Origin of the sequence: Hydrogenophaga sp. (assembly GCF_028698005.1) — a bacterium.
In the GTDB taxonomy this organism is placed as follows: Bacteria; Pseudomonadota; Gammaproteobacteria; order Burkholderiales; family Burkholderiaceae_C; genus Hydrogenophaga.
In genome coordinates, this window is record NZ_JAQVEJ010000004.1 from 28,655 (window position 1) to 51,005 (window position 22,351).

The window sequence follows — 22,351 nt, forward strand, 5'->3', positions numbered from 1 at the left end:
GCTGGCGGTGTTGTTGTTGCCAGTGACGGTGTTGCCGGAGTAGACCCCGCTGGCGGAGTTGTTGCTGCCGGAGATGGTGTTGCCGGCATTGACCCCGCTGGCGGAGTTGCGGTCGCCGGTGACGTCGTTGCCGCTGCTGCGGCCGACCGCGTTGTTGTTGAAGCCCGAGACACTGTTGCCGGCGCTGTTACCGCAAGCGAAGTTTCCGTTACCGGTTACACCGGTGCCAGAAGAAGAACCCGGAGGGTTGGTGACGCAGACGACGTTTTGGGCGAGGGCCATGGACGGTGCCGACAGGCTCAGAGCCGTGCCCAGTACAGCCGAGCCCATGGCCGCTTTCAGGGCCGCAGCGATGGGGTTGGCCTGATGCGATCCTGTGGGCTCGGCGGGGGTCTGCAAGGCGGAACGATTGGCCCGGGGATCATGGGTGCATATCGCCATGGGCAGGTGTGGCGCAGGTGAAATGCCGTGACCAGCCAGTGCCCCATCGTCCACCGTCATGGGGTTGCTGGTACCGGTGCCTCGCACGATGATGCTGGCGCTTCGGCGGGGGAGCGACAGGGCCCCCTGCAACCACGGGCAGATGGGAGGGGCCAGTACGATGACGGTGTGGTGGCGACACCGGGGATGGCGTGGGCAACGGCATGCGCACCGTGACCTGTTCGGGCATGCGGGCGCCGGTGTCTGCCCGGCACGGACGGGGGGCCGATGACGCCCTGGTTGCTGGGCTGGGTGGCCGGCGTGGCCGCCCAGTTGCAACAGGCGGCCCTGTGGCCTGCAGGGGCCTACCACGGCGGGCTGGTGCTGGCCGTGCTGACGGGGCTGGTGGCCGCCTGGTCGGGCCGTCGGCATCCGGACCGCTGGGGTGTGCCGCGGGCGGGCGCGTGGCTGCTGTGCGGTGCGCTGGCGGGTGCGGGCTGGGCCGGTGCCAGGGCCGTGGCCCAGGCGGCCGACGGGCTGTCGCCGGCGCTTGAAGGGGCGGTGCTGGAGGTCACGGGCCGGGTGGCCAGTCTCCCGCAGCGCGGCGAGGACGGCTTCCAGCGCTTCGAATTCGCCGCGGAATCCGGCCGCCTCGATGGCCAGGTGGTGCACCTGCCCTCGCGCCTGTTGCTGGGTTGGTACCCGCCGCGCCGGCCGGGCACCCAGGCACCACCGGTGGTGCGCCCGGGCGAGCGCTGGCGCCTGCCGGTGCGCCTGAAGCGAGCGCACGGGGTGCTCAATCCGCATGGTTTCGACCGTGAGCGCTGGCTGTGGGAAAACGGCCTGGGGGCCAGTGGCACGGTGGCCACGGGGCGCCAGTGGCCGGTGCCGCAGCGCCTGGGCAGCACGGCCTGGCATGCCATCGACGCGGCCCGTCAGGCCGTGGGTGAACGCATCGCCGCGCGCGTGCCCGATGCGCGCCAGGCGGGCGTGCTGGCCGCCCTGGTGGTGGGTGATCAGAGTGCGATCGGGCGTGCCGACTGGGAGCTGTTCCGCATCACCGGCGTGGCGCACCTCATGAGCATCTCGGGCCTGCACGTGACCATGTTCGCCTGGCTGGCGGTGCATCTGGTGGGCGGGGGCTGGCGCCGGGCCGGGCGCCGTTGGCCGGTGGCGTTGATGGTGCTGCCGCTGCCACGGGCGTCGGCGCTGGGTGGCATCGCGCTGGCCACGGCCTATGCGCTGTTCGCTGGCTGGGGGGTGCCGGCGCAGCGCACCTTGCTGATGCTGGCAGTGGTGATGGGCCTGCGCCTGCAGGGGCGGCACTGGCCCTGGCCGGTGACCTGGCTGGCCGCCATGGCGGTGGTGTTGCTGCTGGACCCGCTGGCCCTGATGCAACCGGGCTTCTGGCTCAGTTTCGTCGCCGTCGGCATCCTGTTTGCCGCCGACCCCGGCCGCGCCATGGCCCAGGGTACGGCATCGCCCCTGTGGCGGCGGGCCATGACGGCCATGCGCCGCCAACTGGCCGAGCAGGCGGTGATCACGCTGGCGCTGGCACCGCTGACCTTGTTGCTGTTTGCCCAGGTGTCTCTGGTGGGCCTGCTGGCCAACTTGCTGGCGGTTCCCTGGGTCACCGTGCTGGTCACGCCGCTGGCGTTCCTGGGCGTTCTCTGGTCGCCGGTCTGGACCGTCGCCGCCTGGGCCGTTCACGGGATGACGCAGGTGCTGGCGCTCATGGCAGCCTGGCCTTGGGCGGTGTTCGAGCGTCCGATGGCACCCTGGTCGCTGGCGGCGGTGGCCGTGGCCGGTGGCGTCCTGCTGGTGCAGCGCTGGCCCTGGGTGCTGCGTTCGGCCGGTCTGTTGCTGGTCTGGCCGGTGCTGTGGTGGGCGCCGCCGCGCCCGCCGGCGGGCGAGTTCGAGGTGATGGCCATCGACGTCGGCCAGGGCAGTGCCATCCTGGTGCGCACCGGCCACCACAGCCTGTTGTTCGACACCGGACCCGGGCAGGGCGAGGACCGCAATGCGGGCGAGCGCATCATCGTGCCCTTGCTGCGTGTGCTGGGCGAGCGGCTGGATGCGGTGGTGATCAGCCACGGTGACAGCGACCACGCAGGTGGTATGCCGGCCATTGCCGCCGCCCAGCCGCAAGCGCGCTGGCTGGCGCCGTTCGCCGAGGAGCCGGAGCGGCGCTGTGTGGCCGGACAGCACTGGGTCTGGGACGGCGTGCGCTTCGACATCCTGAACCCTTGGCCCCAGGACTACGGCCCACGGGGGGAAGCCCTGCTGGACGACAACGCCATGTCCTGCGTGCTGCGCATCACGCACGCGGGGGGACGTGAAAGCGCCTGGCTCACGGGCGACATCGATGCCGAGGGCGAGGTGCGCCTGGCCATGGGCCGGCCCGGGGACCGCGCCAGCCTGTGGGTGGCGCCGCACCACGGCAGCAAGACCTCCTCCACGCCGGCATGGCTCAACGTCTTGCAGCCACGCCACATCATCATTCAGGCGGGCTACCGCAACCACTTCGGCCACCCCTCGCCCACCGTGCTCGCGCGCTACCGCCAGCGTGGCATTCCGTGGGTGGTTTCGCCCGACTGCGGCATGGCGATCTGGCGCAGCGAGGCGCCGGACGCCGTGCGTTGCTGGCGCGACGAGGACCGGCGCTACTGGCGCTGGCACCCTGCCGGTGCCGACGACGAAGGCCCGCCGACGGCCAGCGCATCGGCGTTGTCCCGGGAGATGCCCTGAGCGGGGTAGCCGAGGGCCCGTTACCGGGGCGGACTTTGCAGTGCGTCCAGTTCGTCGGGCGGCGCCACCGTGACAGCGACCTCCAGCGTGTGGCGGGCGCCGCCCTGGATCACGCCGCGCATGGGCGAGACGTCGGCGAAGTCGCGCCCGGTGGCCAGGGCGACGTAATCTTCGCCGGGGCTGCCCCAGCCACAGCGGTTGTTGGTCGGGTCGAAGTCGAACCAGGCGCCGGTGGCCGCCCTGCCGCCGGCCTGCGCCCCGGTGCCTGGCGGCAGGGGCACATAGACCGAGACCCAGGCGTGCGAGGCGTCGGCACCGATCAGGCGCGGCTGGCCGGGTGGCGGCCGGGTGAGCAGATAGCCGCTGACATACCGCGCCGGCAGGCCCAGGCTGCGCAGGCAGCCGGTCATGATGTGGGCGAAGTCCTGGCACACACCCTTGCCCTGCGCGAGCGCGACCAGCGCGGGCGTATTGACCTCGGTGCTGGCGGTTTCGTAGGTGAGCTCGTGGTGGATGCGTTCCATGAGGGCCTGAACCGCCACCAGCATCGGCAGGCCGCTGGCGAAGGCAGGTCGAGCGAAGGCGATGAAGGTGTCATCGCGCGGCACGTGGGACGAGGCGAACAGGAACTCGCTGGCGGGGTCGTAGGGCGCCCGGGCGCGGTAGTGGAAATGGTCGCGCACAGCCTCCCAGGTGTGGGCCTGCCAGGCCGGCTCATCGGGCAGCGGCGCGGGCACCCGGGTGGCCACCCGGCTGTCGGCCGTGACGGTGAGCGTGTCGTGCGGTGTCTGCAGCGAGAAGAAGGTGCGCAGGTTGCCGAAGGCGTCGATGGCCTGGCTGCGTGTGGCGGGCTCAGGGCTGATGGTCAGCGCGTGCGACTGCACGGTCTGCGTGGCCGTGTCCACCGGCGAGAGATGCACCACGTGCTGCGCCAGGTCCACGCTGCCCTGGTAGCGGTAGGTGGTGGTGTGCAGAATGCGCAGGTCCATGGCTCAGATGCCGACGCTCTGCGTCTTGCGGTCGGCGTGGTTGAAGTGCAGCCGTGTGATCTCGTCGGACAGGTCGGCCGCTGCGGCCTCGCATCCGTTGAGCAGAACGGCGAGGGTGCCGTAGCGCATGCCCTGCGCCTCGCGCTGCCGGCTGCACAGCTCGGTCAGCACCCACAGGTCGGGGTCGGGCAGACCCTGGGCCAGCACGGCGTCCTGCGGCGTGGCGCTCTGTGACAGCTTGGCCAGGCGCGCGCGCAGGGTCTGCACCACCCAGGCGATGGAACGGGGGTTGTCGCGGTCCATCACCAGCAGGTCGATCAGTGCCACCATGTCGCGCCGCTGCTGGTACTGGGCGTGGAAGGTGATGGTGCTGTCGAACAGCGCGACCACCGCCTCGAAGCCCGCGGGGTCTTCCATGCAGTGGTGCTCCAGCCCGAGCGAGAGCGCGCGCGAGAGCGTGATGAGCCGCTCGATGTGGCGCCCCACGGACAGCAGCCGCCAGCCGTTGTCGCGCACCATGCGGTCGGTCTGGGCGCCGGTGATGGCGGCCAGCCGTTCGCTCACCGCGGAGAGCGCGGCCATGGCCTCGGCTGTGCCGTACTCGGCGTCGGCCGCCATGGCCGCACAGTCCTGCGCGAAGCTGGCCTCGGCGTGTTCGATCAGGTTCCAGTGCTCGGGTGAGAGCCGGTCGCGCACCTGCGCGGCGGCGCTCTTGAGCGCGCGCAGGTTGTGACCCACACTGTAGCTCTGGCCCGCCAGGGGCGAACCGGGCGCGGGCGCCAGGCCAGCCATCAGCGAGCGCGCGAACACGCGCGCGGCCTGGTCGGCGCCCGGCACGTCGGGCAGCACCAGGGCGTTCTCGCGTGCGGTGGCCGAGAGCCAGGCGAGCAGGGCGCGCGAACTGGGTTCCTCGCCCCCGAGATGGTCGAGCACGATGCGGGCCAGCCGCACGGTGTTTTCGGCGCGCTCGGTGTAGCGGCCGAGCCAGAACAGGTTCTCGGCCGCGCGGCTGGTGACCGGACTTTTCTTGTGCGCCAGGGCCAGGGTGCTCGGTTGCGTCTGCAGCAGGCTGGTGGTGTCGACCTCGCCATCGGTGAGCACCCAGCAGTCGGCGCTGGAGCCGCCGCGCTGCATCGTGGCCATCAGCTGGCCACGCGGGGCCAGGCGCACCAGACCGCCCGGCAGCACGCGCCAGCTCTGTGGCCCGTTGGCGAGTGCGAACACGCGCAGCATGGCCGAGCGCGGCACCAGGCGCTCGCCGGTCCAGGTCGGGGTCTGGGACAGCGGCAACCAGGACTGCACGGTGTAGTCGTCCGGGTGGCGCACCATGCGGCCGGACCATTCGTCGAGCTCGCGCGGGCTCAGGCTCTGACCGATGGACGTCTCCAGACCGGAGCCGGGGTAGGTGGGCCGGATCACGCTGCTGCCGAGCATGGGCAGCACCTCGCGCAGCGCGGCGTCTTCGCCACACCACCAGGTAGCCAGCGAGGGCAGCGTCAGCTCCTCGCCGAGCAGGTGCTGGCTGATGGCGGGCAGGAAGCCCAGCAGCGCGCTCGATTCCAGCGGTGCCGACCCCGGTGCGTTGGCCAGCAGCAGGTTGCCCGCGCGCAGCACCTGCAGCAGCCCCGGCACGCCCAGGCTGGAGTCGGCGCGCAGCTCCAGCGGGTCCAGCCACGGGTCGTCCACACGCTTGATCAGCGCGTGGACCGGTTCCAGTCCCTTGAGCGTCTTGAGGTACAGGCGCTGGTCGCGCACTGTCAGATCGCTGCCTTCGACCAGGGTCAGGCCCAGGTAGCGCGCCAGGTAGGCGTGTTCGAAGTAGGTCTCGTTGTACGGTCCCGGCGTGAGCAGCGCGATGCGCGCGTCTTCGCCCTCGGGGGCCAGGGCCTTGATGCCGTCCATCAGCGCGCGGTAGCTTGCGGCCAGGCGCTGCACCTTCAGGCCGGCAAAGGCCTTGGGGAACTGGCGCGCGATGGCGAGGCGGTTTTCGAGCAGGTAACCCAGGCCCGACGGGGCCTGGGTGCGTTGGCCCACCACCCACCAGCGACCATCGGGACTGTGCGCGAGGTCAAAGGCGACGATGTGCAGCCAGGTGTTGCCTGGCGGCGTCACACCCTTCATGGCACGCAGGTAGCCGGGGTGGCCCTGGACCAGCGCGGTCGGCAGCAGGGCACGGTGCAGCAGCTCCTGCGGGCCGTAGAGGTCGGCCATCATGCCATTGAGCAGGCGCGCGCGCTGCAGCACGCCGGCCTCGATCACGGCCCAATCCTGCGGCGCCACGATCATGGGAAACAGGTCGAGTGCCCAGGGGCGCTGCAGGCCACCGGCGGCGTCGGCGTAGACGTTGTAGGTGACGCCGTTGTCGCGGATCTGGCGCTGCAGGTTCTCGGCGCGGCGGTTCAGGTCGGACAGACCGTCGGTGCCCACGTGTCCGAAGAAGCGGTGCCAGTGGGGTGCCAGGGCGTTGGGATCGGCGCTGTCGCGCAGCTCGTCGCGGTGCCCGGCATCTGCCCGCACCGACCACGACAGGGCCCAGTCCGCGGGGGATTCCGGACTGAGTCCGTCGAACAGGGAGTCTCTGGATTCTTCTGGGTTCACGGGCCTGGAGTATGCCCGCTGGGCGTCTTTTGAGGGCGTTTCGGATGGGGGCCGGCTCGTTGCATCCTTCACAGTCATGTGTCTGCCGTCACTGGCGCAGGTCCAGGGTGAACGGGAATTCCCGGCTCGGGGTGGGCGCGGGCACCACCATCGTGCCCGCCGTATGGCCCATCTGGAAGAAGCGCGAAAGGCGGCGGCTCTCGGCCTCATAGGCGTTGACCGGGAAGCTGTCGTAGTTGCGGCCGCCCGGGTGGGCGACGTGGTACTGGCAGCCGCCGAGCGACTTGTTCATCCAGGTGTCGACGATGTCGAAGGTCAGCGGCACGTGCACGCCGATGGAGGGATGCAGCGAACTCGGCGGATTCCAGGCCTTGTAGCGCACGCCGGCCACGTGTTCGCCCGCGGTGCCGGTGGGCTGCAGGGGCAGGGCGCGGCCGTTGCAAGTGATGACGTAGCGGCTGTCGTTGTAGCCGCTGACGCGCACCTCGATGCGCTCCAGCGACGAGTCGACGTAGCGCACCGTGCCGCCGGCGGCCCCTTCCTCGCCCATCACGTGCCAGGGCTCGAGTGCGTTGCGCAGCGTGAGCTCGATACCGCGCGCGGCCACCTGGCCGACCAGCGGGAAGCGGAACTCGAAGTGCGGTTCGAACCAGGCCATGTCGAAGCGGTAGCCGACGTTGGCCAGGTCGGCCAGCACGTCCTCGAAGTCCATGCGGATGAAGGTCGGCAACATGAAGCGGTCGTGCAGCTCGGTGCCCCAGCGGGTGAGCTTGCCGCGCCAGGGCTGCTGCCAGAAGCGCGCGATCAGGGCGCGCAGCAGCAACTGCTGCGCGATGCTCATGCGGGCGTGCGGCGGCATCTCGAAGGCACGCAGCTCCAGCAGGCCGAGGCGCCCGGTGGCCGAGTCGGGCGAGTAGAGCTTGTCGATGCAGAACTCGCTGCGGTGCGTGTTGCCGGTGACGTCGATCAGGATGTTGCGCAGCGTGCGGTCGACCAGCCAGGGCGGCATGTCCTGCCCGTGGCGCTGGCGGTTCTGCTCGATCTGGTTGAGCGCGATTTCCAGTTCGTAGAGCTGGTCATTGCGGGCCTCGTCCACCCGGGGCGCCTGGCTGGTCGGGCCGATGAACAGGCCGCTGAACAGGTAGGACAGCGAGGGGTGGTTGTGCCAGTAGGCGATCAGGCTGCCCAGCAGCTCGGGCTTGCGCAGAAAGGGCGAATCGGACGGCGTGTCCCCGCCGAGCACGAAGTGGTTGCCGCCGCCGGTGCCGGTGTGGCGGCCGTCGGTCATGAACTTCTCGGCACACAGCCGCGTCTGGTGCGCGGCTTCGTAGAGGAACTCGGTGCGCTCGACCAGTTCGGCAAAACTGCTGCTGGGGTGGATGTTGACCTCGATCACGCCGGGGTCGGGGGTGACCTGCAGCATCTTCAGGCGCGGATCGCGCGGTGGCGGGTAGCCTTCGAGCACGATCTTCACGCCCAGGCGCTCGGCCGTGTCCTCGACCGCACAGAGCAGGTCGAGGTAGTCCTCCAGCCGCTGCATCGGCGGCATGAAGACATACAGATGCTGGCTCTTGCCACCGCCGGCCTGCTCGGCCCTGGGGCCGTTGGCGCGATGCGGGTCGCGCGACTCGACCACCAGGGCGGTGCGGGTCAGCCAGGCGGCGGATTCGCCGCGCTGGGGAAAGCGGGCGGACGGGGGCTGCGCCGGGGCCGAGACCAGGTGCGGCTGGCCGTGAACCTCGATCTCGCTGTCCGGTCCCTGTTCGTCGAACCCGTCGGTGTCCTGCAGCGAGACGGTGCCGCCTTCGGCAAAGCCGCCGCCCACGGCGTGCGGATGCACCTGGTGGCGCAGCGCCGCACCGGTGGGCAGCGGGTCGCGCTCGCTGTGCGGGTCCTGCTCGATGTGGTAGGGGTAGTCGCCCATGGACACCCAGGGCAGGGCGTCCAGCGGCAGCCGGTAGCCCATGGGCGAATCGCCGGGGATCAGGTACATCCGTTCGTCGCGGAAGAACCAGGGGCCTGTGGACCAGATCGTGCCGCTGACGCGGTGGTGGGCGCTCTTGCCGCTGCCCGACAGCGGACCATGGCCCGAGGCCTGCAACGGCAGCACGTAGCCGATGACGCTGTCCAGCCCCTGGCCGAAGACGCGGCGCAGGCGCTGGCGCTCCAGCTCGTCGTCGAGCCTGCTGTCGAACGGATCGACGTTGACCGGCAGCCGGCGCTCGCGCCAGAGGTAGTACCAGGTGTCTTCGTAGCCGGGCGTGATGTACTGCGGGGACAGGCCCAGACGGCGCGCCAGTGCCTGCGTGAAGCGCTGTGCGTCGTCGGCGGTGTAGCGGGCCTCGTCGCGCTCGTCCGCCAGCAGCGCGGGGTTGTGCCAGCAAGGTTCGCCGTCGGTGCGCCAGAACAACGAGAGGGCCCAGCGTGGCAGTTGCTCGCCCGGGTACCACTTGCCCTGTCCCATGTGCACGAAGCCGCCCTCACCGTAGCGTTCGCGCAGGCGGCCCAGCAGCGCGGTGGCGTAGCCGCGTTTGGTCGGACCCAGGGCGTCGGTGTTCCATTCGGCGGCATCGCGGTCGCTGATGGCCACGTAGGTGGGCTCGCCACCCTGGGTCAGGCGCACGTCGCCCTTCACCAGATCGGCGTCCACCTGCTCGCCGAGTTTGAGCACCTCGGCCCACTGGTCATCGGTGTAGGGCCTGGTCACGCGCGGCGATTCGTGGATCCGCGTGACCTTCATCTCGTGGCTGAACGCGACCTCGCACGGGTCCACACCGCCTTCCACCGGCGCGGCGCTGGAGGGTTGCGGCGTGCAGGCGAGGGGAATGTGGCCTTCACCGGCCAGCAGGCCCGAGGTCGGGTCCAGCCCGATCCAGCCGGCACCGGGCAGGAACACTTCGCACCAGGCGTGCAGGTCGGTGAAATCCTTGTCGGGGCCACTGGGGCCGTCGAGGGATTTCACATCGGGGGCGAGCTGGATCAGGTAGCCCGAGACGAAGCGCGCGGCCAGGCCCAGGTGGCGCAGCAGTTGCACCAGCAGCCAGCCCGAGTCGCGGCAGGAGCCGCTCCTGAGCGTGAGGGTGTCCTCCGGCGTCTGCACGCCCGGCTCCATGCGGATGGTGTAGGCGATGTCTTTCCAGAGCTTCTGGTTGATGCCGACCAGAAAGTCGATGGTGCGCTGCTCGCTGCGGTCGATCTGCGCCAGATAGTCCCGGACCAGGGGCGTCACCGGCGCTGTGGCGAGGTAGGGCGCCAGCTCCTGCCGCTGGGCCTCAGCGTAGGTGAACGGGAATGTCTCGGCGCGTGGTTCGAGGAAGAAGTCGAAGGGGTTGTAGACCGCCATCTCGACCACCAGGTCGATGGTGAGCTTGAACTCGGTGGTCGGCTCGGGGAAGACCAGGCGCGCCTGGTAGTTGGCGAACGGATCCTGTTGCCAGTTGATGAAATGGCCCGCCGGCCCGATCGTCTGCGAGAAGGACAGCACCTTGGTGCGGCTGTGTGGCGCCGGGCGCAGGCGGACCACCTGCGGACCGAGTTTGACCGGGCGGTCGTACCGATAGTGCGTGATGTGGCTCAGGGCGACATGGATGGCCATGCGGGGGTCACTTTCAACAGGGCGTCACAAACAATGGGAACGTGGCCAGGGCGGGCCGCCGCGCGCGTTCGACGAAATCAAGCAAGTCCTGCGCCACGCCTCGCGGTCGCGCGGCGCCCGATGTGTCCGCCGTGGGCACTGCCACCTGGCGCGCCGCGACCGGTAGTGCACCGTGGAGGTGCATCGTCCGGCACGCCGGCGGTGCCGGGCGGTACAGTGCACGGAACATGCGCTGGGTGGCGCCGCCCCGACGTGGTGCGGCAGCGAGCCATCCGGCATGCCTTGCCACCGGGACGCCGTGCACGGCGTCCGGCACCATGCGGGTGCGCCTGTGGCGGACAAGGGCGCCGGACCGGACCCCGGCGGGTGAACATTGGCCCGCTCCTTGCTATTCTGGGGGGCAGGAGAAATAGCCCATGAGCCGACCGATGTATGACGAAATGAACGCCTCTCCCGACGAGGTGCGGGCCCATTACCTGAACTACGCACGGTGGCTGGCCCAGCAACCCGATGAGGTCATGGCATCGCGTCGCGAAGAGGCGGAGATGATCTTCCGCCGCGTCGGCATCACCTTCGCGGTCTACGGCGCCAAGGACGAGGACGGCGCCGGCACCGAGCGGCTGATTCCGTTCGACCTGATCCCGCGCATCATCCCGGCCCACGAGTGGAAACGGATGCAGGAGGGGCTGGTGCAGCGTGTGGCGGCACTCAACCGCTTCATCCACGACGTCTACCACGAGCAGGAGATCATCCGCGCGGGTGTGATACCGGCCGACCAGGTGTTCCAGAACGCGCAGTTCCGCCCCGAGATGATGGGTGTGGATGTACCCGGCAATATCTATTCGCACATCTCGGGCATCGACATCGTGCGCGCGCCCAATGCCCAGGGCGAGGGCGAGTACTACGTGCTGGAGGACAACCTGCGCGTGCCCTCCGGCGTGTCCTACATGCTTGAGGACCGCAAGATGATGATGCGGCTGTTCCCGGAGCTGTTCACCGAGAACCGCGTCGCGCCCGTGGCGCATTACCCCGACCTGCTGCTGGAAACCCTGCGCGCGGTCAGCCCGGCGACCACGGCCGAGCCGACCGTGGTGGTGCTCACGCCCGGCATGTACAACAGCGCCTACTTCGAGCACGCCTTCCTGGCCCAGCAGATGGGTGTGGAACTGGTCGAGGGGCAGGACCTGTTCGTCAAGGACAACTTCGTCTACATGCGCACCACGCGTGGCCCGCGCCGTGTGGACGTGATCTACCGCCGCGTTGACGACGACTTTCTTGACCCGCTGGCGTTCCGGCCCGATTCCACCCTGGGTTGCGCCGGCCTGCTGGGCGTGTACCGCAGCGGCAACGTCACCATCTGCAACGCCGTGGGCACGGGCGTGGCCGACGACAAGTCGATCTACCCCTATGTGCCCAAGATGATCGAGTTCTACCTCGGGCAGAAACCCATCCTGAACAACGTACCCACCTTCATGGGCCGCCAGCCGGAAGACCTCAAGTACATCCTGGCCCACATCGACGAGCTGGTGGTCAAGGAGGTGCATGGCGCCGGCGGCTACGGCATGCTGGTCGGGCCGGCCTCGACGCGGGCCGAGATCGACGCATTCGCCAAGCTCGTGGCTGCCCACCCGGAGCGCTACATCGCCCAGCCGACGCTGTCGCTGTCGACCTGCCCGACCTTCGTCAACAGCGGCATCGCGCCGCGCCACATCGACCTGCGGCCTTTCGTGCTCTCGGGCAAGGAGGTGCAGATGGTGCCCGGCGGCCTCACACGTGTGGCCCTCAAGGAAGGCTCGCTGGTCGTCAATTCGTCGCAGGGCGGTGGTACCAAGGACACCTGGATTCTGGAAAACTGAGAAAGACACGACATGCTTTCGCGTACCGCCGACCATCTTTTCTGGATGTCCCGCTACACCGAGCGGGCCGAGAACACCGCGCGCATGCTCGATGTCAACTACCAGACTTCGCTGCTGCCGCAATCCACGGCCGTGGCACAGCTGGGCTGGCAGGGCCTGCTGTCGATCAGCGAGCTGCTGCCGGCGTTTCGCGCCAGGTATGGCGATGACGCCATCCATGCGCGCAACGTCCTGGATTTCATGGTGCGCGACGAGAACAACCCGTCGAGCATCGTGTCGTGTCTGCGTGCCGCGCGCGAGAACGCCCGCGCCGTGCGCGGCGCGTTGACGACCGAGCTGTGGGAGACGCAGAACCAGACCTGGCTCGAGCTCAACCGCATGCTGCGGGGGCGCAACTTCGAGCGCGATCCGGGCGAGTTCTTCGAGTGGGTCAAGTTCCGCTCGCACCTCTCGCGTGGTGTGGCCATCGGTACCATGCTGCAGGATGAATCCTTCCACTTCTACCGCATGGGCACCTTCCTGGAGCGCGCCGACAACACGGCGCGCTTGCTCGATGTCAAGTTCCATGCCGTGCACAGCGATTTCTTCGGCACCGCCAGCGAACAGGATCAGGAATACGACTTCTACCACTGGAGCGCGATCCTGCGTTCGGTCTCGGCGTTCGAGGTCTATCGCAAGGTGTACCGCGATGTCATCACGCCCGAGCGGGTGGCCGAATTGCTGATCGTGCGACCCGACATGCCACGCAGCCTGGCGGCCAGTCTGAACGAACTGGTGAACAATCTCCATGCCGTGGCCAACGACCATTCGCATGAGACGCTGCGGCGGGCCGGCAAGCTCAGGGCCGACCTGCAGTACGCGCGCATCGATGAAATCCTGGCCACCGGGCTGCATGCTTTCCTGACCCAGTTTCTCGACCGCGTCAATGAATTGGGCGGTCGGATCAGCCAGGATTTTCTTGTCCCCACCTCGTGAAGCTTCACGTCCGCCACACCACCCGCTATCACTACACCGAGCCATTGCGGTATTCCGTGCAGGCCCTGCATCTGTGGCCCGCGTCGGGCGCTTGTCAGACGGTGCTCGACTGGTGTATCCGTGCCCCCGCGGCGGTGGTGGCACAGCCCGATTGCCTGGGCAACCATGTCCACGCATTCAGCCTGGTGGCACGGCCCGAACACAACCTGCGTGAGCTCAGCGTCATCGCCGAAGGGGTGGTGCAGACCCATGGCGTTGCCGAATTCGAGGATCAGCCGGGGCTGCCACATCCGTTGTTCTACCGCCGCCCGACGGCCCACGCCGAGTCACACCCGCGCCTGGCGGCATGGGCCCGGCAGCAGTTGCCCGAAATGGCCGCCGACAACGCGTCACCGTCGGTGGCCGGGTTGGTCCGGCTGGCCTCGGCGGTCGCCGATCAGGTGCGTTACCAGCCCGGCCGCACCGCGGTCGAGACCACAGCGCTCGAAGCCTTCGACTGGGGGCTGGGCGTGTGCCAGGACCAGGCGCATGTGATGGTGGCGGTGTGTCGCAGCCTCGGCTGGCCGGCGCGCTATGTCAGTGGCTATTTCCACACGGCCAGCGAACCCGGGCTGGCCAGCCACGCCTGGGCCGATGTCTGCATCGACGTCGCGGCGGCGCGCTGGGTGAGCCTGGACGTGACACACCGCTGCCTCATCGATGAACGTCACATCCGGCTCGCGGCGGCCAGCGACTACACCGCCTGTCCGCCGATCAAGGGGGTGCGGCGTGGCGGCGGCAGCGAGTCGATGGCGGTGACGGTCACGATCGGCCCCGTGGCCTGAGTGCGGTTCACAACAGCGCTTCGATGGCCTGCCCCAGCTCGATGACGGCCATCGCGTAATAGCTGCTCCAGTTGTAGCGCGTCACGACATAGAAGTTCTCGGTGCCCACGACGTACGAGCGGGGCTCGCTGCCGTTCTCCAGTTCAACCAGGGCCAGCTTGCCGGTATGCCGCAGGGCGTCGCCGGCCAGGCGAGCGCCCCGGGCGGTCAAGCCGTCGACGTCGAAGGTGGGCAGGATATCGGGTGCCAGCAGGGTGGCCAGGTCGGTGCGTGCCGGATCGATGCCGACCGGAAAATGCGTGGGCATGCCCGGTTGCCAGCCGAACTGCCGGAAGTAGTTCGCCACCGAGCCGATGGCATCCTCCGGGGAACCGAACAGGTCGGTGCGGCCGTCGCCGTTGAAATCCACCGCGTACTTGACCCAACTGCTGGGCATGAACTGGGGCCAGCCCATCGCGCCCGCGTAGCTGCCGCGGAGCGTGGCCGGGTCGATGCCGGCACGGTAGGCCAGGCTCAGGAGCTGCTCCAGTTCGCCCTGGAAGTAGGCGCGGCGGGTGTCGGCGCGCGGATGGGCGGCCGGAAAGTCCAGGGCCAGGGTGGTCAGCGCGTCGATCACGCGGAACTGGCCCAGGTGGCGCCCATAGAAGGTTTCCACGCCGATGACGCCCACAATGAGGCTGGCCGGCACACCATAGTCGGTTTCGGCCCGGGCCAGGGCGCTGCGGTGCGTCCGCCAGAACTGCAGCCCGGCCTGAATGCGCCGGGGCTCGATGAAGCGGGCCCGGTAGGCGGCCCAGTTCTTCGGCTGGCTGGTGGGCGGCGGCAGCACCAGCTGGATGACGCGCTCCAGCCGCACCGCCTGGCCGAGCTGCTGGCGCACCCAGGCCCTGTCCAGTCCCCGGCGTTCGGCCAGGTCATCGGCGAAGGCCATGGCCGCGGGGTGGTCGGCATAGGGGTTGCCGGCCCCGTTCCCCGCCGGGACAGCCTGGGCGGTGGCGGTCCAGGGCGCCATGGCCAGGGTGGCGGTGCAAATCAGTCGTCGAAGCAGAGGGTTCACGGTCGTCTCGGGTGGGGCCAGGGCAATTGCCGGTACTGCTTGCGCAGTGTAGTCAAGGACGGTGTCCGGCGCGGTTCGCCGTAGCGCTGCCGTTCGAGTTGCAGCAGCCAATCGCCCAGCGCCCGGGTGAACGGGGTGTCGCCCCACTGGTCGGCGGCACCTTGCATCAGGCCGCGCGGGGTGGCACGCACATGGGCCGGCAGGCCCAGCCGCCGCAGGCGGCGGTGGACACGTTGCAGCAGTCGCAGCCAGGGGTCGTGCTGCTGCCGCTCCCACCGCAACCACAGTGCACCACCGAGGCCGGCCAGGGCCGCGACCATGCCCAGCGCCACGGCCAGATCGGTCCAGTCGGGCGACGAGAAGCCCAGGTGGCGCAGGAGGTCCAGTTGCCGCTCCTGTGTGTAGTTGAGCACCCACTGGTTCCAGCGGTTGTTGACGGCCTCCCAGACGTTGCGCAGTTGTGCCACCAGCGTCGGGTTGAGGTTGCGCAGGGTGCTGGCGATGGCGCCTTCGGGGGCTGCGAGCCGGCTCAGGCTGCCCAGCCGGGCCGGTGCCACCGCGCCGGTGGGGTCGATGCGAACCCAGCCCTCGCCGGCCTGCCACACCTCGGCCCAGGCGTGGGCGTCGCGCTGGCGGACCACCCAATAACCGTCCACGCCGTTGAGTTCGCCGCCCTGGTAGCCGGTCACCAGCCGGGCCGGTATGCCCATGGCCCGCATCAGGATCACGAAACTGCTGGCGATGTGTTCGCAGAAACCCTGCTTGCGGTCGAACCAGAACTCGTCGGCCGTGTGCCGGCCGTACACACCCGGGTCGAGCGTGTAGGCGTAGCCGCCGGTGCGCAGGCGCTGCAGGGCGGCCTCGACGAGCCGGGCTGAGGCCCCGTCGTCCGTGCCGTACTCCTGGCGCATGGCACGCGCCAGCTCGGCGGTGCGTGGATTGAAGCCCGGCGGCAGGTGCACATAGGCCTGCAGCGCGTCCGTGGCCTGTCGCGGACCGTGCCGGAAGTCCAGATGGCTGCGGGCACGAAAGCGCATCAGCTCGCTGACCGGACGGACATACAGCCATTGCAGCTCGGGCGTCATGAAGGCGCGCCCGCGCGGCACCTGCGGCGCCTCGGACACGGCGTCCAGCAAGACCAGCCAGGGACGCTGGCTCGGCTCCAGGGTGACCTCGTAGTCGATGGCCTGGCCCCGGGGCTCCAGCTCGGCCAGGGCCACCGCGCGCGGCGAGAATTCGGGCTGTCGCGGCCGCCAGAGCGTGCCGTCGAATTCGCTGAGCACCGGGCCGCGGAAGTACAGGCTGGCCATGGGGGGGATCGGATCGTCGAAGCGGATGCGCATGGCGATGCCATCGTCCACCGCCAGTTGCGCGACCTGTCCCACCTGCATTTCACCGGACAGGCCGGTCTTGCCCGCCGGGTCCTGACCGGGCACGCCCCACAGCGGCGCCATGCGCGGGAACAGCAGAAACAGCACCAGCATCACCGGCGCGCCGAGCAGGGCCATGCGCGTGGCGATCCAGGCGGACTGGCGCAGCGGCGGGCGCCCCACCGGCATGTGTGCGTTGACCAGCGCCGTCAGCAGCCCGAGCAGCGCCAGCAGGATGCCGGCAGCGGTCGGCAGCGATTGCGAATAGAAAAAGCGGGTGAGCAGCGCGAAGAAGGCGAGAAAAAAGATCACGAAGGCGTCGCGCCGCGCCCGCATCTCCAGCGTCTTGAGCGCCAGCAGCACCACCACCAGTGTCACCCCGGCGTCCTGGCCCAGCCAGGTGTGGTGCGAGACCCAGGTGGCACCCAGTGCGGCAGTCAGCAGGCCCAGCCGCCACGGCCAGCGGGGCAGGGGCTGGTTGCGCCAGGCGATGGTGGCACGCCAGACCAGCACGCCGCCGGCCATCAGCGAGCACCACAACGGGATGTTGCCGCTCTGCAGCGCCAGCACCCAGCCGATCACCAGCAGCAGGAACAGGGTGTCGCGTGTGTCGCGGGGGAGGGTGCCTCCGCGCAAGGCACGGCCCAGGGTCAGCATGTGGCCAGTGCCTCCAGGCAGCGGCTGCGGTGGGCGGCGCCCCGGTCCGGTGCAATCTGATGGCCGGGCAGGCGCAGGCCGTAGGCCAGGTCCAGTCGATCCGCCTGCAGTACCCAGGCGGTCAGGCGCGAGAGCCGGCTCTCCGGGTCGGGTGCACCGCAGCTCGCGTAGTCCAGCCAGAGCAGCGCGCGCTGGCTGCCCGAGGTATCACGGCTGACCAGATCATCGCGTCCGGCGGCCATGGCCTGGGCGGCCTTCTTCCACACCACCGCATGCAGGGGATCACCTCGCCGGTAGGTGCGCACGCCGTCGAACTCGCCCGCGTTGCGGGTGACCGGGGTGCCGGCGTGGCCTGGCTGGGGCTCGCCCGGTGGCAGGGGGGGCGGATGGGTTTCGATGGCGGGGTAGGCCAGCAGCCGGGTGGCCGGTCGCCAGACGGTCCATACCCGGAAGGTGCCCAGGGGGAACCGGGTGCTGGCGCTCAGGACCGGCACCGGGTGCCAGCCTCGTGAGGGTACCTGCCAGGCCACATGGACGGTGGCGTTGCCCTGGCCCGGCACGTCGGTCCAGGCGGGTGGCTGGCCGTGCCCCGTGTCGTCCAGGGACAGACCGATGCCGTAGCGCGTCTGACGCCCCGGGTTGGCCAGCCGGATCTCCAGCTGCACGGCGGTGCCGGCATGCACCGGCGCCGGCGGTGTCAGGTGCAGCGACAGGCCGCGCAGGTTGGCGTGACTCACGTGCATGCCCATGGCCGCACAGCCGGCCAGCAGGAAGGTCAGCAGATAGCCCAGGTTGAGCTGGTAGTTGATGCTGGCCACGAGCAGCAGCACCAGCGTCAGGGCCAGCATGGCACCGGCGCGGGTCGGCAGGATGTAGACGTTGCGCTGTGTCAGCGCCAGGGTATCGGTGCGTGGCAGGCGGCTGTGGAACCAGTGCCGCAGCCTCGCACGCAGACGGCCCGCTGACCGGGCACCCGCCGGCGTTGCGCCGGGCGGTGGCGGAGACGGTGGTGGCAGCGCAGACAGGTCGGGTGCGAGGGGCATGATGCGCAGGGCCGTCAGGGCAGGGGGACGGCGTCGAGCATGGCCAGCACCTGCTCGGCCGATCCCCGGCCGGCGTCGGCCACGGGCACCAGCCGGTGTGCCACGGTCTGCGGCAGGATGTCGGCGATGTCGTCCGGCGCCACATAGTCGCGTCCCTGCAGGAAGGCCTGGGCCCTGGCGGCACGCAGCACGGCCAGCGCCGCGCGCGGCGACAGCCCCTGCACGAACCAGCGGCCCGAGCGGGTGGCCTGGATCAGATCCTGCAGGTAATCGAGCACCGGGTCCGCCGTGTGCACGGCCGCCACGGCCGCCTGCAGGTGGCGCAGCGCCTGCACGTCCAGCACCGGCCGCAGGGTGTCGAGCATGTCGCGACGGTCCTGGCCGCGCAACAGTGCGCGCTCGGCCGCGCGGTCGGGGTAGCCCAGCGACAGCCGCATATGGAAGCGGTCCAACTGGGATTCGGGCAGCGCAAAGGTCCCCAACTGGTCCTGCGGGTTCTGGGTCGCGATCACGAAAAACGGCTCAGGCAGCGGTCGCGTCTGGCCCTCGACGCTGACCTGCCTTTCCTCCATGGCCTCGAGCAGGGCGCTTTGGGTCTTGGGGCTGGCGCGGTTGATCTCGTCGGCCAGCAGCACCTGCGAAAACACCGGGCCGGGGTGGAAGACGAAGGCTTCGCGACCGCGCTCATAGACGGACATGCCCAGGAGATCACCCGGCATCAGGTCGGCCGTGAACTGCACGCGCGAGAAACCCAGGCCGAACGACGTGGCCAGCGCGTGGGCCAGGGTCGTCTTGCCCACCCCTGGAACGTCCTCGATCAGCAGGTGGCCGCCGGCCAACAGGCAGGCCACGCAATCGGCCACCTGGCGCGGTTTCCCGACAATGATCGTGTTAAGCTGATCCAGCAGAGCTTGTAGTTTCGGGTCGGCATGCATGATGCCGCCAACCATACCGTAAAAATGTCATGGGTCTGTCCACCGGATACTTCACCCACAGGGATTGCTGGAGACACGAAATGGGGGCGGGGCATCCCGAATGCCCGATGCGCCTGGACGCCATCGAGGACCGCCTGCGTGCCTCGGGTCTGGCGGATTTCCTCGATCACCGCGATGCCACGCCCGCTGCGTTGGCCGACATGGAACTGGCGCATGGCCGCATGCACCTGGCTGCCCTGCGGGGGTTGAGCGACATCCTGCGCGAGGACATCGCCGCCGGTGGCCCGCCGCACTTCCTGGTCGATCCGGACACGTCGGTCAACGTCCACTCCTGGGAGGCGATCCAGGTCGCCGCCGGTGCGGCCATCGACGCCACCGACGCCGTGATCGCCGGCGAGCTGACGAATGCCTTCTGCGCCGTGCGCCCACCGGGACACCACGCCATGCGCGACAAGGCCATGGGTTTTTGCTTTGTCAACAACGTGGCGGTGGCGGCCAAGTACGCGCTGGAGCGCCATGGCCTGAGCCGGGTGGCGATCATCGACTTCGATGTCCACCATGGCAACGGCACCGAGGACATCGTCGCTGGCGACGAGCGCATCCTCATGTGCAGCATCTACCAGCACCCCTTCTACCCACCCTGGGAGCATTCCAACGCAGGCAACCTGTGCAATGTGCCGGTGCCCGCCTACACCCGGGGGATGGATATCCGCGAGATGGTGGACATGATGTGGCTGCCCCGGCTGGATGCCCACAAGCCCCAGATGCTGTTCATCAGTGCCGGTTTCGACGGCCATCGCGAGGACGATATGGGCCAGCTCGGCATGGTCGAGGCCGACTACGTCTGGATCACCGAGCGCCTGATGGAGGTGGCACGCCGCCATGCCAAGGGCCGCATCGTCAGTTGCCTGGAAGGCGGCTACGAGCTCAGTTCCCTGGGGCGCAGTGTCGAAGCGCATATCCGGACGCTGGCGGGGTTGTGACGATGATGAATGCTTCCACACCGGCGGTGCCCGCCGAACCCATTGTCCTGCACGAGCGCGACGGGCGTGGCGTGCACCGGATCACGCTCAACACGCCGCGCCGCTTCAACGCGCTGTCCACGGCGATGCTGGTCGCGCTGCAGCAGGCGCTTGATGCGGTGCGTGACGACGAACACGCGCGCGCGCTCGTGATCGCCGCCCAGGGCAAGGCGTTCTGTGCCGGCCATGACCTCGTGGAAATGCGCAGCACGCCCGACGAAGGCTTCTACCGCGATCTGTTCGCACGCTGCTCGCGCATGATGCTGTCGATCCAGCGTCTGCCCGTGCCCGTGATCGCCCGCGTGCAGGGTCTGGCCACGGCCGCCGGTTGCCAGCTTGTGGCGCAGTGCGATCTGGCCGTGGCGGCCGAGCCGGCCACGTTCGGTGTCAATGGCATCGACGTCGGCCTGTTCTGTGCCACGCCCAGCGTGCCCTTGTCGCGCAACATGGGGCCCAAGCAGGCCATGGAGATGCTGCTCACGGGCGAATTCATCAGCGCCGCCGAGGCACAGCGCCGGGGCCTGGTCAACCGGACCGTGGCGCCCGAGGGGCTCGACGCCGAGGTCGAGGCCCTGGTGGCGGCCATCCTGGGCAAGCCGCGCGAGGCCATCGCCATGGGCAAGGCACTGTTCTACCGGCAGCGCGAGACGGGTCTGGAGGCGGCCTACCAACTGGCCGGCCAGACCATGGCCTGCAACATGATGCACCCCGTGGCGCAGGAGGGTGTCCAGGCCTTCATCGACAAGCGCCCGCCCGCCTGGAAGGGGTGAGCGCGCCGCGTGCGCGTGCCGGCCATGACCACTTCGCTGCCTCGCCCCATTGACGACATCGGCCTCTGGGCACGAGGCTTCATGCAGCAGAGCGTGCTGACGGAGGCGGTGCTGCTGGGCCTGGCACTCGTCCTGGCCTGGGCGCTGAGTGCGCGCTGGAAGCAGGGCGGGCACCAGCGGGCGCCACAGAGCCGTTCCATCCTGTTCGGCAAGGCCATCTTCGATGGGGCGCTGTTCCCCGTGCTGCTGCTGGTGCTGGCCTACGTGGCCCGGGCCTGGGCCGCGCATGTCGGCCCGCTGATCCTGTTCCAGATCGCCATGCCCGTGCTGGTGTCGCTGGCGGCCATCCGGGTCGGCGCCAAGGTGCTGCAGGAGGCCGCCGGTGCCGCACCCTGGGCGCGGGTGCTGGAGCGCAGCATCAGCTGGGTCGCCTGGATGTCGGTGGTGCTGTGGGTGTCCGGTCTGCTGCCGGTGTTGCTGGCCGAGCTGGACGCGATGACCTGGCAGGTGGGCGGCAGCACACTGACCCTGCGTGCCTTGCTTGAAGGGCTGCTGACGGCGGGCGCCGTGCTGATCGGGACCTTGTGGCTGTCTTCCGCCATCGAGGATCGCATGCTGGCCGCGGCCGGTGCGCGCGACCATTCGCTGCAGCGCGTGGCCAGCAAGCTGGTGCGTGCCATCGTGCTGTTCATCGGCTTGCTGGTGGCCATGAACGCGGTCGGCATCGACCTGACGGCCTTGTCGGTACTGGGCGGGGCGATCGGTGTCGGTATCGGCCTGGGCTTGCAGAAGCTGGCGGCCAACTACGTCAGTGGTTTCGTCATCCTGGCCGAGCGCGCCGTGCGCATCGGCGACAACGTGCGTGTCGATGGTTTCGAAGGCCGCATCACCGACATCACCGGACGCTACACCCGCATCCGGGCCGGATCGGGGCGCGAAGCCATCGTGCCCAACGATACCCTGGTGACCAGCCGGGTCGAGAACCTCACGCAGTCCGACCGCAGGACGGCCGTGACGACGTCGGTGCCGGTCGGTTACGACAGTGATGTCGATCTGGTCAAGCGCCTGCTTGAGCAATGTGCGGCCGCCCAGCCGCGTGTGCTGACGGTGCCACCTCCGGCCGCCACGCTCGATGACTTCGGCGCCGACGGCATCCGCTTCACGCTGACCTTCTACATCAGTGACCCGGAGAACGGGTGGGGCGGCCTCCGGTCCGCCGTGAATTTCGCCATCTTGCAGACCTTGCGCGAGCACCGGATCGACATTCCGGGCCACCAGCACGCGGTGCGCCTGGTCAATGCCGATGAGCGTGCCGTATAATAAAAAAAGAATGATCGTTCTTTTTTTGTGGCCGTGACGGTGTCCCGGCTTCCCTGCCAGAGGGCACATACAATCCGAATTGACGTGCACGTCAATGTCCGTGCATCCCCATTCGAACCCGTTTCCATTTCCCAACCCTGAGGAGCAACCGCATATGAAGGTCATCGTCCCC

The 22,351-nt window shown here is 69.2% G+C and carries 14 protein-coding genes and 1 pseudogene; 7 read left to right on the top strand and 8 right to left on the bottom strand.

Annotation, left to right across the window (positions count from 1 at the left end; translation table 11 throughout):
• Window positions 1-501 (bottom strand): annotated as a pseudogene (locus PHQ87_RS00990) (hypothetical protein); the annotation flags it as partial.
• 207 nt (window positions 502-708) lie between these two features.
• Here PHQ87_RS00990 and PHQ87_RS00995 point away from each other — a divergent pair.
• Entirely contained in the window at window positions 709-3,168 is a 2,460-nt protein-coding gene (locus PHQ87_RS00995) for a DNA internalization-related competence protein ComEC/Rec2 (protein ID WP_300230288.1), read from the top strand.
• A 20-nt stretch (window positions 3,169-3,188) separates the two neighbouring features.
• Here PHQ87_RS00995 and PHQ87_RS01000 read toward each other — a convergent pair whose 3' ends face one another.
• The 3 genes from PHQ87_RS01000 to PHQ87_RS01010 all read right to left on the bottom strand — a co-directional run bounded on the left by PHQ87_RS01000 (window position 3,189) and on the right by PHQ87_RS01010 (window position 10,350).
• A complete protein-coding gene (locus PHQ87_RS01000; RefSeq protein WP_300230289.1) occupies window positions 3,189-4,157 on the bottom strand; it encodes a transglutaminase family protein in 969 nt (322 codons plus the stop codon).
• 3 nt (window positions 4,158-4,160) lie between these two features.
• The gene (locus PHQ87_RS01005; RefSeq protein WP_300230291.1) at window positions 4,161-6,755 is read right to left on the bottom strand and encodes a circularly permuted type 2 ATP-grasp protein; all 2,595 of its coding nucleotides are present in this window, start codon (window positions 6,753-6,755) and stop codon (window positions 4,161-4,163) included.
• An 88-nt stretch (window positions 6,756-6,843) separates the two neighbouring features.
• Window positions 6,844-10,350 carry a transglutaminase family protein gene (locus PHQ87_RS01010; protein WP_300230293.1) on the bottom strand — a complete coding sequence of 1,169 codons (3,507 nt, stop codon included), beginning with the start codon at window positions 10,348-10,350 and terminating at the stop codon, window positions 6,844-6,846.
• Window positions 10,351-10,766: 416 nt separating this feature from the next.
• Between PHQ87_RS01010 and PHQ87_RS01015 the strand changes: the two genes are divergently transcribed.
• From PHQ87_RS01015 to PHQ87_RS01025, 3 genes are read left to right on the top strand one after another with little or no spacing between them, the layout of a single operon-like run.
• Window positions 10,767-12,206, top strand: coding sequence for a circularly permuted type 2 ATP-grasp protein (locus tag PHQ87_RS01015; RefSeq protein WP_300230295.1), 1,440 nt, complete (start codon window positions 10,767-10,769; stop codon window positions 12,204-12,206).
• A gap of 12 nt (window positions 12,207-12,218) precedes the next feature.
• Window positions 12,219-13,181: an alpha-E domain-containing protein gene (locus tag PHQ87_RS01020; RefSeq protein ID WP_300230297.1), complete on the top strand. Its 963-nt coding sequence runs from the start codon at window positions 12,219-12,221 to the stop codon at window positions 13,179-13,181.
• The gene (locus tag PHQ87_RS01025; RefSeq protein ID WP_300230299.1) at window positions 13,178-14,005 is read left to right on the top strand and encodes a transglutaminase family protein; all 828 of its coding nucleotides are present in this window, start codon (window positions 13,178-13,180) and stop codon (window positions 14,003-14,005) included. The genes PHQ87_RS01020 and PHQ87_RS01025 overlap by 4 nt, the downstream gene beginning before the upstream one ends.
• 7 nt (window positions 14,006-14,012) lie before the next feature.
• On the opposite strand, the gene mltB is transcribed toward PHQ87_RS01025, so the two are convergent.
• The 4 genes from mltB to PHQ87_RS01045 are packed head-to-tail and all read right to left on the bottom strand — an operon-like array spanning window position 14,013 to window position 19,067.
• Window positions 14,013-15,017 carry a lytic murein transglycosylase B gene (gene mltB, locus PHQ87_RS01030; protein ID WP_300230320.1) on the bottom strand — a complete coding sequence of 335 codons (1,005 nt, stop codon included), beginning with the start codon at window positions 15,015-15,017 and terminating at the stop codon, window positions 14,013-14,015.
• Between the two features lie 41 nt (window positions 15,018-15,058).
• Entirely contained in the window at window positions 15,059-17,089 is a 2,031-nt protein-coding gene (locus tag PHQ87_RS01035) for a DUF3488 and transglutaminase-like domain-containing protein (protein ID WP_300230301.1), read from the bottom strand.
• The gene (locus tag PHQ87_RS01040) at window positions 17,083-18,132 is read right to left on the bottom strand and encodes a DUF58 domain-containing protein (RefSeq protein WP_300230303.1); all 1,050 of its coding nucleotides are present in this window, start codon (window positions 18,130-18,132) and stop codon (window positions 17,083-17,085) included. Before PHQ87_RS01040 ends, PHQ87_RS01035 begins: the two co-directional genes overlap by 7 nt.
• A 14-nt stretch (window positions 18,133-18,146) precedes the next feature.
• The gene (locus tag PHQ87_RS01045; RefSeq protein ID WP_300230305.1) at window positions 18,147-19,067 is read right to left on the bottom strand and encodes an AAA family ATPase; all 921 of its coding nucleotides are present in this window, start codon (window positions 19,065-19,067) and stop codon (window positions 18,147-18,149) included.
• 29 nt (window positions 19,068-19,096) lie between these two features.
• Between PHQ87_RS01045 and PHQ87_RS01050 the strand changes: the two genes are divergently transcribed.
• Genes PHQ87_RS01050 through PHQ87_RS01060 form a run of 3 tightly spaced genes read left to right on the top strand, consistent with a single transcriptional unit; the run spans window position 19,097 to window position 22,179 of the window.
• Complete coding sequence (locus PHQ87_RS01050) at window positions 19,097-20,050, top strand: histone deacetylase family protein (RefSeq protein ID WP_300230307.1); 954 nt, start codon at window positions 19,097-19,099, stop codon at window positions 20,048-20,050.
• Between the two features lie 5 nt (window positions 20,051-20,055).
• The gene (locus PHQ87_RS01055; RefSeq protein ID WP_300230309.1) at window positions 20,056-20,859 is read left to right on the top strand and encodes an enoyl-CoA hydratase; all 804 of its coding nucleotides are present in this window, start codon (window positions 20,056-20,058) and stop codon (window positions 20,857-20,859) included.
• Window positions 20,860-20,883: 24 nt separating this feature from the next.
• Window positions 20,884-22,179, top strand: coding sequence for a mechanosensitive ion channel domain-containing protein (locus PHQ87_RS01060; protein ID WP_300230311.1), 1,296 nt, complete (start codon window positions 20,884-20,886; stop codon window positions 22,177-22,179).
• The last annotated feature ends 172 nt before the right edge of the window (window positions 22,180-22,351 follow it).

Bases quoted from the DNA above. Each gene is read 5' to 3' on its own strand.
- mltB (WP_300230320.1), bottom strand. From the start codon at position 15,017: ATGGCGCCCTGGACCGCCACCGCCCAGGCTGTCCCGGCGGGGAACGGG.
- PHQ87_RS01010 (WP_300230293.1), bottom strand. From the start codon at position 10,350: ATGGCCATCCATGTCGCCCTGAGCCACATCACGCACTATCGGTACGAC.
- PHQ87_RS01000 (WP_300230289.1), bottom strand. From the start codon at position 4,157: ATGGACCTGCGCATTCTGCACACCACCACCTACCGCTACCAGGGCAGC.
- PHQ87_RS01050 (WP_300230307.1), top strand. From the start codon at position 19,097: ATGGGTCTGTCCACCGGATACTTCACCCACAGGGATTGCTGGAGACAC.
- PHQ87_RS01055 (WP_300230309.1), top strand. From the start codon at position 20,056: ATGAATGCTTCCACACCGGCGGTGCCCGCCGAACCCATTGTCCTGCAC.
- PHQ87_RS01045 (WP_300230305.1), bottom strand. From the start codon at position 19,067: ATGCATGCCGACCCGAAACTACAAGCTCTGCTGGATCAGCTTAACACG.
- PHQ87_RS01035 (WP_300230301.1), bottom strand. From the start codon at position 17,089: ATGCTGACCCTGGGCCGTGCCTTGCGCGGAGGCACCCTCCCCCGCGAC.
- PHQ87_RS00995 (WP_300230288.1), top strand. From the start codon at position 709: ATGACGCCCTGGTTGCTGGGCTGGGTGGCCGGCGTGGCCGCCCAGTTG.
- PHQ87_RS01040 (WP_300230303.1), bottom strand. From the start codon at position 18,132: ATGCCCCTCGCACCCGACCTGTCTGCGCTGCCACCACCGTCTCCGCCA.
- PHQ87_RS01060 (WP_300230311.1), top strand. From the start codon at position 20,884: ATGACCACTTCGCTGCCTCGCCCCATTGACGACATCGGCCTCTGGGCA.
- PHQ87_RS01020 (WP_300230297.1), top strand. From the start codon at position 12,219: ATGCTTTCGCGTACCGCCGACCATCTTTTCTGGATGTCCCGCTACACC.
- PHQ87_RS01015 (WP_300230295.1), top strand. From the start codon at position 10,767: ATGAGCCGACCGATGTATGACGAAATGAACGCCTCTCCCGACGAGGTG.